The sequence below is a fragment of the Snodgrassella sp. ESL0324 genome, assembly GCF_013344955.1.
In the GTDB taxonomy this organism is placed as follows: domain Bacteria; phylum Pseudomonadota; class Gammaproteobacteria; order Burkholderiales; family Neisseriaceae; genus Snodgrassella; species Snodgrassella alvi.
Genome location: NZ_JAAEDS010000004.1, coordinates 43,280 through 56,397, shown reverse-complemented (window position 1 = coordinate 56,397; position 13,118 = coordinate 43,280). Strand labels below are relative to the sequence as shown.

The 13,118-nt window shown below is 42.3% G+C and carries 8 protein-coding genes; 3 read left to right on the top strand and 5 right to left on the bottom strand.

The window, feature by feature from the left end:
- The 3 genes from GYY70_RS01030 to GYY70_RS01020 all read right to left on the bottom strand — a co-directional run.
- On the bottom strand, window positions 1-2,413 hold a 2,413-nt coding region (locus tag GYY70_RS01030), incomplete at its 3' end, for a DUF6531 domain-containing protein (protein WP_174830958.1).
- Window positions 2,414-2,521: 108 nt separating this feature from the next.
- Window positions 2,522-2,950: a DUF1795 domain-containing protein gene (locus GYY70_RS01025; RefSeq protein WP_084547344.1), complete on the bottom strand. Its 429-nt coding sequence runs from the start codon at window positions 2,948-2,950 to the stop codon at window positions 2,522-2,524.
- A gap of 16 nt (window positions 2,951-2,966) precedes the next feature.
- The gene (locus GYY70_RS01020) at window positions 2,967-5,294 is read right to left on the bottom strand and encodes a type VI secretion system Vgr family protein (RefSeq protein WP_174830957.1); all 2,328 of its coding nucleotides are present in this window, start codon (window positions 5,292-5,294) and stop codon (window positions 2,967-2,969) included.
- Window positions 5,295-6,133: 839 nt separating this feature from the next.
- Here GYY70_RS01020 and GYY70_RS01015 point away from each other — a divergent pair.
- The 3 genes from GYY70_RS01015 to GYY70_RS01005 are packed head-to-tail and all read left to right on the top strand — an operon-like array spanning window position 6,134 to window position 6,870.
- Window positions 6,134-6,301, top strand: coding sequence for a hypothetical protein (locus GYY70_RS01015; protein WP_174830956.1), 168 nt, complete (start codon window positions 6,134-6,136; stop codon window positions 6,299-6,301).
- Entirely contained in the window at window positions 6,291-6,620 is a 330-nt protein-coding gene (locus GYY70_RS01010; RefSeq protein ID WP_174830955.1) for a hypothetical protein, read from the top strand. Before GYY70_RS01015 ends, GYY70_RS01010 begins: the two co-directional genes overlap by 11 nt.
- Complete coding sequence (locus tag GYY70_RS01005) at window positions 6,610-6,870, top strand: hypothetical protein (protein ID WP_174830954.1); 261 nt, start codon at window positions 6,610-6,612, stop codon at window positions 6,868-6,870. Before GYY70_RS01010 ends, GYY70_RS01005 begins: the two co-directional genes overlap by 11 nt.
- A gap of 1,577 nt (window positions 6,871-8,447) precedes the next feature.
- On the opposite strand, the gene tagF is transcribed toward GYY70_RS01005, so the two are convergent.
- Both tagF and tssM read right to left on the bottom strand, forming a co-directional pair.
- Window positions 8,448-9,188, bottom strand: coding sequence for a type VI secretion system-associated protein TagF (gene tagF, locus GYY70_RS01000; protein WP_084564159.1), 741 nt, complete (start codon window positions 9,186-9,188; stop codon window positions 8,448-8,450).
- Window positions 9,185-13,114, bottom strand: a complete 3,930-nt coding sequence (gene tssM, locus GYY70_RS00995) for a type VI secretion system membrane subunit TssM (RefSeq protein WP_174830953.1) — start codon at window positions 13,112-13,114, stop codon at window positions 9,185-9,187. The genes tagF and tssM overlap by 4 nt, the downstream gene beginning before the upstream one ends.
- Between the last annotated feature and the right edge of the window lie 4 nt (window positions 13,115-13,118).

Here is a 13,118-nt window from a genome sequence, read left to right as displayed (position 1 = left end):
GCCGTCCGTCCGGCAGGGTGGCGCCAGTGAGCTGGCCGGCTGCGTTGTACTGGTATTTGCTGCTGTTACCGATGGCATTGGTGATGCCGGTGAGGTTACCGGCGGTATTGTAATAGAAATGGGGGATAGAGCCGGAACAGTCTGCATGCTGGATAAGCTGACCGTTTTCGTTCCAGCGCAGACGTTTGTTGCCGCCGCGTGCATCGGTGATGCAGACAACCTGTCCGTGCCGGTCGTACTGGTAGCGGGTATGCTGCTGTAACGGGTCGGTGACGGTGAGCAGGTTGCCGCGCTCGTCGTAGTAATAGCGCCAGCTGCTGCCGTCGGGGTCGACGCTGATGGTCGGCAGTGCCCAGTGCGGCAGCCACTGAGTCTGGGTAGTTCTGCCCAGCGGGTCGGTTTCTTCGGTTAACCGGCCCTGTTCATCGTAGCTGTAGCGCCATTGTCCGCCCTGCGGATCGGTTGCACTGACCAGCTGCTGGTTATCATTCCATTCAAATTCGGTGGTCTGACCAAGGGCATCGGTGTAGCGGGTAATCTGGTAAATTTCATTCCAGTAATGTTCGCTGACACGACCCAGGCTGTCTTCTACTGTGGTCAGACGTTTGTCCAAATCATAATGGAAGTGATAGTCTTCCAGTCGCTGACCGTCGGCTTCGCTCCAGTGCTGGGTCACCCGCCATGCGGTCTCTGCATCTGCTGTGCTGAAGTAGCTCCACTGATAATAACACTGCAAGCCGGCGGGCAGGCGGTGGTAGGTCATGCGCCGGTCGCTGTTGTAGGCAAATTCGCGGGTCTGGCGGTTTTCTGCATCAAAGACCTGTTGCAGGTCACCTTGTCCGGTGTACTGGTAACGGTTCAGTAAGCGGCTGCTGCCATCGCTCAGCTCTTGGCGGATTTCGGTCACGCGCTGCGGATGGCGCTGATCCTGATAGTGCAGGCTAACCCGGGCGGCGTTGTCGTTATCGGCAATTTCGACGATGCGGCTATGGGAATCGCGGTAGATAAGTAACTGGTTGTCGTTGCGATCCTGCAGCATGCTCAGCAGCAGACGTCTGGGGTTGTTGGGATCAGGTTCAAACAGACGGTAGAGGCCGTCATCATCTTCAATTACCCAGCGGTTCTGCTCACCGCGGCGGATGGTGAGGTTTTCATTGATGCCACGCATGCCGTGGTTAGGAAGGAGGGCTTCAATCTCAAGTTGTCGCCCCTGTTCATCGGTATAGATGGCAGAGCAGGAACCGTCGGGCTGCGGGTCGATTTGCATTTCGATTTCATAGCCTACGCTCCAGCCGGCACCGAACATGTTGTGGGTACGGGTGTCGGCGCTGTTGTAAAAGCGCTGCCATTCGAAAGGCAGGTGAGCGGGCAGGGAGAAGTCGAGCTCTTCAGAACCGTCAAGTATTTTGGCACCAGTAGGTATATGAACAGGATGACCGGCTTTTATTGCGTTGATCAAGGCTGTGGTAATCATGCTACTACCAGCACCAATCATAGAATCTGTAGCGAAACAGAATATTTTAGTACAAATTTTACCGGGACGCCTTGCTGCCATGATGACAGAAAGTATCAGACCGATTGGGTGTTTGCCACTTTTGATTTCGCGGACAACAACAGACTCTCCGCCGATACGTACATTGTTAGAGACCTTTTTACTCTTTTTGCAATCTTCGGTAACTTTGGCTTCGCAGGTACTGCGGTCATTGCTGCGTACCGCCGGCTGGCTGTTGATGTAGACTTTTTTAGAACCTTCGGCCAGATATTCGGCTGCACCTGTAATCGATCCTATTGCGGCAGTGGTGACACTAATCCCGAGCTCCAGAACACCCAGTGCAGGTGAACTTGGCATACCTATATCGGAGAAAGAAGACGGGTGTTTTTTACAACTAATTTTGTCGTCATCTCTGGGTTCGGTTGTATTCGGATCCGGCGAAGCAACGGTCGGTCTGACCATTTGTTTTAGGGTTTTTCCTATTCCTTTCAATATATTGCCAGCTGTGTCGATAAAACTTTCCGGTTGTTGCGGTTGTTGCGGTTGTTCATTATTTGCTATTTCTTGAGCTGGTTTTACTATGCCTGCTGCACGGGCGGAAGGTAAGCTATTGGTATGAGTATTCTTGGAACCGGTTTTAATTTTACCATCTTCGGATAGCGGAAATATGCTACTGACTTTTTCTGCTAACCCTGATATTAACTTATCACCTCCTGTAAGGCCCATGCCTACGCCAACAACTACGCCTATGGCAAATGCAGCCAGTCCGCCAGTTGCTACCGTGCCAAAGATTGCCAGGCTTACTGCCGCTGTTATGGCCGCATAACAGGCTATTTCAACGGCAGCCTCTACAAGATCTGCGAGCATGGATGTATGTAAAAGTACATCTCCCTTTCGGGCTGCCCAGTATGCTTCCCCCATTTAATACCCCTTACCAATTAAGCTCGAACTCCAGAGTTTGTTTATTATTTACTAATGTAAAAACTTTGCTTTATTAGATACAGTTTTTCAGATAATTTATTTAAATCATCAGGTGTTAAATTCAAAGTTTTGTTTTATTATCTGCCATTGTGCTGCCTCTTCTTCGCCGAGAGTGGTATTTTTTACATAACTCATGGCAAACATGGTACGAGTGCCCGGAATAAGGCACACCAGCTGATACTGATAAACTCTTTCATTTCCTTTGATAAACTGGTTGCGTAGTTCAAAAGCTTCAATATCCTGATTTTTTCCGAAAACAGTTTTGGTTTTCTGCTGGAATTTTAATCCTTTTACTGAGCTTTCCAGACGCTTTAACTGATCATCAAGACTGGACTCAAGAGTTTCATCCTCACCCAGTTCGCTTCTGCTCATAACCAGTGATGTACCAAGATCTTTAAATTTAAGAATATTTAAAGTTATATCTTTTAAATCATTACTAGGAATTTCTATTTTGGTGTCGTTTGTTTTATATAGCATATGACTGTCCTTTTAATTATTTAGACGGAAAGGATTTGGCAACTGCATTATCAATTGCTTCTTTACTACCAGGCCCCTCTGCCGCAGCTGCACCATTTTCCATATTTAAATCCAGCACTCCTCCCTTAGTATTGATTTGTCCGTTGTCGCTGGCAGTAATATTGAAAGTAACACAGGTAACATTAAATTGTCCGTTTGCATGAAGTTCGAGTATAGTTTGCCCACAGCATAATCGTATTAACTCACCGGCTTCTATTACATAATTATTACCGACACTTGTAGATTTATTTCCGCCGACAAGTACAGCATCATTAGCTTTCACGGCTCTTGTACAGTTATTACCAATTTTAGTATCACGATCATTGGCTACTTTAATCGTTTCATTATGATCGATTGTTTTAGAACGATCATTTCCTATCCAATGGCTTTCATCATTATTCACTTCTATGCGCTGATCTTTTTCAGCGTGCAGCCAGAGTTCTTCCTGACCGGGTTTATCCTCAAAGCGCAATGCATTTGCATTTGCCGGTCCGCCACCGATAGAGTGACTGAACATACCGCTTTGTGTTTTACTACCCGGTAATCCCCATGGCGGCATGGTGTCGGCGTTATATACCCGGCCAGTGATAATGGGTAAATCGGGATCTCCGTTTTTAAAATCTACAATTACTTCCTGTCCGATACGCGGAATCTGAATACCACCAAAACCTTTCCCTGCCCATGGCTGGCTGACGCGGATCCAGCAGGAACTGTTTTCATCCCACTTACCATAACGATCCCAGAGAAATTGTACTTTTACCCGGCCATATTTATCTGTCCAGATTTCTTCGCCTGCAGGACCGGTAATAATGGCACTTTGCGGACCATGGGTATGCGGCTTTTCAATGGTGCGCTGCGGACGAAAAACTTCGCTGGTAGGCAGCAGTTCAAAACTGGTGCTGTATTGAAAATGCTGACCCTGACTACTATGCTCTCCGATATCCTGAATCATAAAGGAGGAATCTACAATCAGATATTCACGGTTGGCTTCAACTGTCGGACAGTTTTCAAGATTAAAAGTACAGCCGGTAATCAGAGTTCGTATAGTACCGCCGCCATAGACACGGCTGCCCAGAGATTTCTGAGCCTCCATCCGTACTCTGGTAAGGAATTCACCTTCACTTTTGTCAAAGTAATCACCCGGCCATTCATAATGTTCATAATCCGGATGTCCGGTTTCGCGCGGTCTGGCAACCACACTGGTCAGTTTGGCTTTGGGTTTCTGAAAATCAAAGTCATCCAATACCCACTTACCGGTACGCAGTGATTCTCGGGCCGAAATAGTATCAATGAATTCTTTATCAAGCTTTAATCCCTGCTGATGGAAGCTTACTGTTGGAGAATCCGGACAAGGTTTGTGCGAACCTATGGCATCAACCAGTACAAGTTTATGACTTCCGGCACTATGTTCAAAGAAATAATAGATACCGAATTCCTGCATTAACCGTTGCAGGAAATCGTAATCCGTTTCTCCATACTGAACCTGAAAATTGCGTTTAGGATATGTTTCCGTGAGACGTTTTTCCATTTCAAACGGATATTCTCCTAATACTTCATCAAGAATATCGACAACACTTTTATCCTGAAATATTTTGTAATCACTGGTGCGGGTGGCCAATTCCAGCCAGGGTTCCAGACGCAGTTCATACACTACTCCCCTGCCCTGATGCCCCACAACCCTTGCTGCAGTTACCAAACCACTGATATAACGCTTGCCTCCGCCGTCGAGTTCAATTTCAACAGACAGATCTTTTCCGACCATTGGTTTTAGCGGAAGGTTCGAACTGGGTGCAAAATAACCAATATTCATTTTATCAGGCGTTTTAAGCTGAATGGTATAGCTAAACAGTTCACTGAGTGTTTCCTGCCCGGACATACTGGCAAAAGTGAGCATGCCCTTCGGTACAGCGGCGCCACTGACGGTAACAGTCCGTGTTCCCGCACCACTGATTGCACCGGAAATCGCATCTTTAATATCCTGAGCATCAGTTGGCATATTATCAAGCATGTTCTTCAATGGAGCGGCTGCATCGCCGGCCGCAGCCTGAGCAGCTTTCATAAGTGCAGACGGATCTGCCACATTTCCTATTGCATCAATAGTATCTTTTGCCGTACTGACGATATCTTGTACCTGACTGAGTGCTGCATTGGCTTTATCCGCCAATTGCCCGGCAAGCTGCTCCGCACCAGCCTGAACAAGCTCTCCTGCATCTGGTATTGCACTCTGTCCGCCAACAAAACCCGGTGTCTGTAAAGATGAATTTCCCGGAAGATTTAGTTTATCCGGATCTGCTTTAAAGCTCATAATCTTTCCCCATCGTTATTGTGCCGTATGCAGTTATACTGACCGCACTGACGTATGTTTCAGTATTGGTTACTCTGCTAGCAGACAGATAATCCTGTCCGATATAATAATGCTGCACAACCACTGCACAGTTTCTGGCCTGATTAATAAAAAGTTACTTCTTATTTACTACGGTATCATTCCGTAATCAAAAACAATATTAGTTAATTTTCTGAAATAATCTTTTTGTAATCATTACAGAAAATTATGAATATTTTTAAAAATTCATGCTTAAAATATTCTGGATAAAAAACTACTCTGTAAAATATTTCTACATTAAAAATACCAAACTTGTTGCGCTGGTTAAATAAGCACGCATAGCTACGTCCCCGAAGTTGATTAACATTTTCAGATCAAATCTGGTGCCAATTTGACCATACAAGAATAAAAGCAATCTTTATCACAAATAATAAAAAGTCAGATTCATTATTACTCTTAACCGAATAAAACATTATTATATATAATTTTTACAAAAATAAATGCATACTTTTTTAAAATATTAAGTCAATTGTCTTAATGAACTTTATTTACAACAAAAATTAATCATAAGCTATTTATATGCTACCCAGATAATGATTATCATTTATACAAATATAAAGCTCTTTTCAAGATGATTTTTAGAATGCTTGAAATGACCTATTTGCATAATCAGTAATATTACCACCAATATACCCATACTAAAATAATTCATTAGTTTTCACGGAAAAAATGAATTAGTATTCCGCTTGTAAATTTTTATTTTTGGTAGATAATTGAACTTATTTAATCCAAAAATAGTAATATTATAAGTGAGGAAAACAATGGGATTTGGTGATTTTTTATTAAAAGCAGCCAGTTTTGTAGGAAAAGCATCATTATCAATTGCTTCCGAGATAATTAACACAGGTCATTTACACATAAATAAAATATATTTAAATAAAGCTTTAGAAATAAATGATTTAGATTCCGAACAAAAAAATGATTCTTGAAGCTAAAAAACTGAATGATCAGGCTTTATCTTTAAAAAATGAAGAAAGATGTCTATTGAGAAGAATAAAAGAAATACAGGAAGATCCTGCTTCTAATTCTTTAGATAAATGTGAACTTAACAGATTAGAAGAGAATGCCGACAGATCCAGACAAGAATATGATGAAACATATTCACACCTTAAACCGCTTCTTGATGAAATAAAAGGCTTTGTAAAACCTCTTAAGGATGCAGGTAATTTACATTTAAATAAACAATATTTAAATAGGGCTTTAAAAATAAATGATTTAGATTCCGAACAAAAAAAAAATGATTCTTGAAGCTAAAAAACTGAATGATCAGGCTTTATCTTTAAAAAATGAAGAAAGATGTCTATTGAGAAGAATAAAAGAAATACAGGAAGATCCTGCTTCTAATTCTTTAGATAAATGTGAACTTAACAGATTAGAAGAGAATGCCGACAGATCCAGACAAAAATATGATGAAACATATTCACACCTTAAACCGCTTCTTGATGAAATAAGAGGCTTTGTAAAATCTCTTATGAATGAAAAAAGAGAAAGAAGATGATAGTATTTTCTTTCTCTTTTTTATAAAGAAACCTAACAGTCAATAGGGCTAACTGTGATTCTTCTTTTTTTGCATTTTGGACAATAATCAGGAGTTCCAAACCCTTCTCTACTAGTCCATTCATATTTGCAATCTAAACACTTAGCTCTATAAATCATATATCCTCCTATTTTTGGTATTTTTAGTAATGTATAGTATACATTGTATATTATACATTAACAAATTAAATATAAATCAGCAATATATAATTCTATTTTATTTACGAAGTTTTGTATTTGCAGCTATTTGTTTTAAAAGAATTTATTACTATTCTTTTGTATAATCTGTTTTTTTTGGTTTTAATGTGTGTTGCTTATGTGTTGCTTATAAGTAGATCTATTAATAGCTCTTTATTTACTTTATTTTTAAAATAACAGATATCTAATTGAGTTAAATTTGATCTCCCGTATTCTATGTGTGTTATTTTTCGGCAATTGAATGATTGTATTATATTTTCTACATCCATGTATATTTATTCTCCAAAATAAATATATAAAATAAAAATTCGAATTAAATAATATTTATAGTATATAGTGGTAACGATTTTTTCATATTCATGAACTATTGATTTTAGAATAAGGATTCTGTCATATTGCAGAGAAAACATCTGTCTGAGTCTGGCCGATAAGCTCAAACAGCTGATACCGCCTTTTTCAATCAGCTTAAGCTGAGATTAGGCACTAATCATTTTGTATCAGATTACCTCTGTTACTGATTACACCAGACAATAATGCAAAAATCTGATAACAGCTGCAGTATATAAGGTATCAGCAATTCTTTGGAAAATAATCACCAGTTATTGTGCTGGTTTGTATTTAATTTATAAATATTTGTTATTTAAATACTTTCTCTAGATTTTGATATAAAGCTAACTAGATAAGTAATACTCTCATGGAAGGGATATTAAAATGCAGACATTCTCCTGTCTGAACTATTTCTTCTATTAAAATACCAAACTCTCAACCACCGACTAAAGATTTATTTGATTTAAACAATGCTTTTTTATCTGCAGGTTCTTTTAAAAATAATTTCAAATAATCGGCATAGACATCCGAACAGTAAGATTTCTAATCCGTACTATTTTAAATTTTTCTCTCGTCATTTTAGACCAGCTGTTAGATTCACTATATATCTAAATATAATAATCAGAAAGAATACAGCATGTCATTCCATATTATATACAGACAGAAATACTCCACAATTCTAATGTATACGCATACTTTGTCTTCCAAATAAAAAATTCTTAATTTAACAGACATTTCCATTTAGTATTGCCAATATATAAATCATTTCATGCATAAACCTAAGAATATTATTGCTACTTTCAGCAATATAAAAATATTATTAAACATTACTTTTCTGGAAAATATACCTCACTATTTGTTGTAACCGTGGTATCTTCATACTAATACGGCTGATAATTACTCATATGAGTCTTTACTGAAGTTATAGTGATTGCTGTGTTTTAAATAACTTTATCGTCATTACAGTTTCTCCCTGTGTCAGTAAACGGAATTTTGCTGATTTAGCTGCCAACTTCATTCTTTCCAAAGCGCTGAACCCAGACATCTGGCATCTAAAAACTCACCCTTTTCATTCTGCTGCCAGAACCACCCTTCTGTAGGTGACTGCTGCCATACAAGCTCCGGCCAGTTAGCCCATGGTAAAAAACGTACCCCTTGTAATCTGTCATCACTTATCTGCTGATGACCGGTTAACTCACGACAAACGGCATGATTACCGATTTGTGCCCGTGCAAACCAGCCACCCCATTTCGGGCTATGCAGTTCCCATAGTTTATCCAGTTGTCCGGCAAGATCTTTTTTGTTATTTCCGCCTGGTATTACGTAACCGGCAACCAGTTGTGCCAGCCAGTAAAGCCAGCCTAATGGTGCATCGAGATAGCGTTGCAGCCAATGCTGGTTAACTGTCTGATAAATCACCAGCGGATAGGATCGGCCTATACTGTCTGCAGACGGACTTACTACGCCGATTAGCCAGTTCCGTCCTGAAAACGGTAAAACACCCGGTGCCAGTACAAAACTCCATGGTAAGGCATGGAATGTGATGCCGGTCTGCCCGAAATCAGGAGTCAGACGCAACCATGCCCGTTTATCCTCTTCAGAAGACATTTGTTTAGTATGCAACCATTCCTGTTTGTTCAGCCATACACTCCAATCCTCAACTTCATGACTACGCACCTGATAACGCACATAATCACCGCGGTCTGGTAATTTACCCCATACTGCAGGTGATGAAACGCGCGGAATACCTATCATGGTGTGACTCCTCCCTGGGGACAGGTAAATCCATGCAATGGGTTGTTGACATTTTGCAAATTGAAATCAACATTGGAAGTTACTTCGAGCACAACCCGGCGCCCGTCAAATCTAAATTCCACTAAATGACGGCTGTCACTCATGCTGCTGATGACACGGCCCTGATTAAGAAGACGGAATAATGCCCAGGGACCGTTGGTAATGATGGTTGAGCTATCCTGACGAATACGCGGATTGGCAGTGATTTCAGCCATTGATCCATTGCGCGGACCAGGCCAGTTAATATGAAGCGGCCGTACCGGTCCGTGCATATAGCGCTGAGACTGTCCGTCAATATCAATGATCAGATCGGTGATAGTAGGATCGAGTTCAACCACTTTAATATCCATAGACCATGACATTTTACGTGCACCCGGCTCCTGAAAAAAAGCTTCGCGGATACGTTTAGCCTGCTGGAATGGTTCCAGATTTGGTCCGGGTAGTGGTGTGGAATTACCTTCATTTTGTTTATAACGCCATGGATTTGTGGTTATGTCTACCTGTGAAGCCAGTTGCTTGTTGAAAAAATCATCCAGCAAACCACCACTGGCAAAGACACGGTTAAAGTCGTCGGCACTCACTTCCTGATTACTGGCCGCAAAGGGATAACGACCATCAATTACATTACGACAGTTACCACCTATCATGGCTTCCATTTGCCGGCTAAGAACTTCTCCGGATGCAAGATTGAGTTTACGCGCGCCCTGTGTAGTCAGATCAAGCAGAATATTTTTCAGAGGCGCCGGCATTTTAGCTGCTTCCAGCCGTATTTTTTCGGCTGCATCAATTTTCGGAGGTAATGTATTGGCTGCCAGTGCATTGTCCGCTATCATTAATTGATTGTAATACTCATTGAGCAGGCTGAGCACATTATCCAGTTTTTGCGGACGACTACCGGCATTACTATTCTGGATGTCAGCTACTCCGGTCACAACTTCACGCAAAGCTGCAAAACGGCTATCAACCAGTGTTTTTTCCAGTTGTTCATTAGGCTGTACATTTTTCAATAATTTGGCTGTCTGTACTGCCTCACGTGCATTACCTGACAATCGTTGTTCTGCCCTTTCAGCCAGAATTTTCTGATTGGATTTGATGTCTATAGGCGGGACTAAGGTAGTCTGCTCAACAACTGCTTTGGACAAACGCATCAATGGCGAATCCGGCGCTGCAAATGTACGCAGGGTTTGCAAATCAAAGGCCAGACTGGTGCTGTTGTCCGCACCAGTACTGTTCACGCTATGAATATCTTCAAGAAAAGTCTGCCAGCGTGAGGTGTATTCCGTCAGGTAAAGACGTCGTACTTCTTTGATTAAAGGATCTTCATCTCCGTTAACCCTCCGTGCCAGCTGCTGCGCACGCTCAGCAGTTTTTTTTTGAGAAGCAGTTGTCTCTCTTCCCATAACCCATTCATCATCTGCATAGGCGGCTGCAACAAATTCAGAGATACGTTTATCAAATAGTTCACGATATCCCTGAACTGTAAAAAGCCCCGGAATGCCCTGATCCAGAGGAGTACCGCTGGCACGAATAAAAACAGAACCTGCATCTGCACCCACAGCCCGGACAATAGTAAAATCCTCCGGTGCCTCATCAGTCATGGTAACTTTGGCACGATCATAAATACGTTCAGTGCTGGAACTACCTTCAAGTAATTCCCGTGCGCTGCGAATCAAAGCATCGTTTTTGGCAAATGGAGAATGTACCACACGGCTGCCATCAAATAATGCACCAAGATGTTCGTAAATACTGGCACTACCGCCAAACACAGCAGCTGTATCGTTTTGTTCCCATTTTTTCAGTATCCATGCCTGAATTTCATTAGCATTAAATTTATCCTGATGTTCAGTATCCAAATTCAGTAACAGATAGACACGCAAGGCATCATAGGTTTCTTTAGCATCTTTCTGTGCAATTGCATTAGATAATGTACTTTCCACACCACGGACAATAGGTGGCAGTAATAATTGATCAAGCAGTTGATCATAAGTGGCTGCGGAACTCTCAATAACCGGAGGCACGCTATACAAACCATAACGGTAACTGGTTGGCGGTTTATCCGGATCAAGCCCCGGATAAGCAGCCAGTTCCCGGGCTGAATTCAATATATCCGGTACGGCTTCAGCAGTTGGTTTTCGCGAATAAGCACGAACTTTTTCCGCCAGTACTGTCGTTTTAGAACTGATTGCAGACAGGTAGCTACTATTTTTACCATAACTGGTATACATACCCTGAACCAGCCAAAGAAAAATAATCAGTACTAGTGTATGCCCGGCAAAACGCATTACCCGGTAACGCATTTCCCATTGCAGGTTCGGCTGCACCAGATTAGGTTCCTGAAATACCAGTTTAGTCAGTAAATCATGCAGAAAATAGCTCCGACTGCCGGTAGGTGTTACTGTATTAGCGTAAAGGCTGTTTTTTTCTGTGAGTGCCGGATCACGTTTTATAGCACGCCATAATCGTTGTAATGGTGATTGACGATCGGCATTAGCATTGGCTGGTGCCTGTGCTGCACTTGTGAAGTAAACGCCACGGAGCGTATTGTGTAGCTGGGTAGAATCAAATTTAGAATCAAGAAATACGCGCTCAATAATATCCAGCAATGGTTCAGACAGTGCTGCAAATTCCTGAGGCAGCGCATAAAGATTACAGCGCCGCTGCACATCATATTCTTCCTGCAAACGGTTATCTATACCCTGATCCAGACGTTTTGCCAGCAGTTTCAGCTCATTTTCACAGCTCGGACGTAACTGATCACGACTGTTTTTCTGCTGTTTCTGATCGTACGGAAGCGTAAAGCCCCATATCTGAGCACGACCTTCTGTCGTCAGTGAATTGAAGTAATCGGTAAACCCTGGCAGCAAATCCATTTTGGTAACCATAAGATATACCGGAAAACGAATGCCAAGCTCAGTGCGCAGCTCCGCCAGCCGTGCTCTTAATGCCGCTGCCGCTGTAATACGTTCGGCCTCGGTTTTACCCGCCAGATCAGCTGCATTAATTGTGAGTAATACACCATTAATAGGTGCACGCGGCCGATATTTACGTAATAAACCAAGAAAACCGCGCCACTCTCCGGCATTACGGGACGCATTTTCTGCTGAATCTCCGTCATCCTGGCGAACATACCGGCCGGCAGTATCAATTAATACTGCTTCATTGGTAAACCACCAGTCGCAATGAAGGGTTCCTCCTTTGCCGGGAATGGCGATTGCTTCCGCCGACTGCCCCATTTGTTCTGCTAAAGGAAATTGCAGACCTGCATTTAGCAATGCAGTAGTCTTACCGTCACCCGGTGCGCCAATAATCATATACCATGGCAATTCATACAGATAACGTTTACCGTCAAAAAGACGGCGAAAACCGATTCCCGGTTTACCAATTCTCATCTGTTTTAACTGCTCAATGGCACGGGTAACAATACTGGTAACAGCCCGCTGATCCTCGCGCGATTCTGCAACAGCAGATTTTTCTTTACGCGGCCGAAGAATTTTTTGCAGTAATTGTTCGTCTACCCGCAATGCCTGCCAGAGACGGTATAAACCATAAAGGGCATAACAGAACAAGACAAGACCGATCAGTACAGCACGAACCCAGGCCGGAGCAAAAGGATGAGTCTTACCATATGCCAGCTGTGGTGCGGCTTGCCAGATTAAAACACATATTGCTGCAACCCAGATAATTGAAAGCGGCCAGTTTTTAAACCAGAGAAACAATAATCCAAACAGAAGCAGAATTGTGATCACGCGCATAGGTATGGATGCAAACGGATGAAATTCTCCAAATGCTAACAATGGCCCGACAAACCATATGACCAGTGCCAAAATGATAATACCGAGAATCGCCAGCATGCGACGTGAAAAAAGAAAATCTAGAATTTTTTGCATGTTA

Coding starts and splice junctions, on each gene's coding strand:
- GYY70_RS01020 (WP_174830957.1), bottom strand. CDS start 5,294: ATGAGCTTTAAAGCAGATCCGGATAAACTAAATCTTCCGGGAAATTCA.
- GYY70_RS01025 (WP_084547344.1), bottom strand. CDS start 2,950: ATGCTATATAAAACAAACGACACCAAAATAGAAATTCCTAGTAATGAT.
- GYY70_RS01005 (WP_174830954.1), top strand. CDS start 6,610: ATGATTCTTGAAGCTAAAAAACTGAATGATCAGGCTTTATCTTTAAAA.
- GYY70_RS01010 (WP_174830955.1), top strand. CDS start 6,291: ATGATTCTTGAAGCTAAAAAACTGAATGATCAGGCTTTATCTTTAAAA.
- tssM (WP_174830953.1), bottom strand. CDS start 13,114: ATGCAAAAAATTCTAGATTTTCTTTTTTCACGTCGCATGCTGGCGATT.
- GYY70_RS01015 (WP_174830956.1), top strand. CDS start 6,134: ATGGGATTTGGTGATTTTTTATTAAAAGCAGCCAGTTTTGTAGGAAAA.
- tagF (WP_084564159.1), bottom strand. CDS start 9,188: ATGATAGGTATTCCGCGCGTTTCATCACCTGCAGTATGGGGTAAATTA.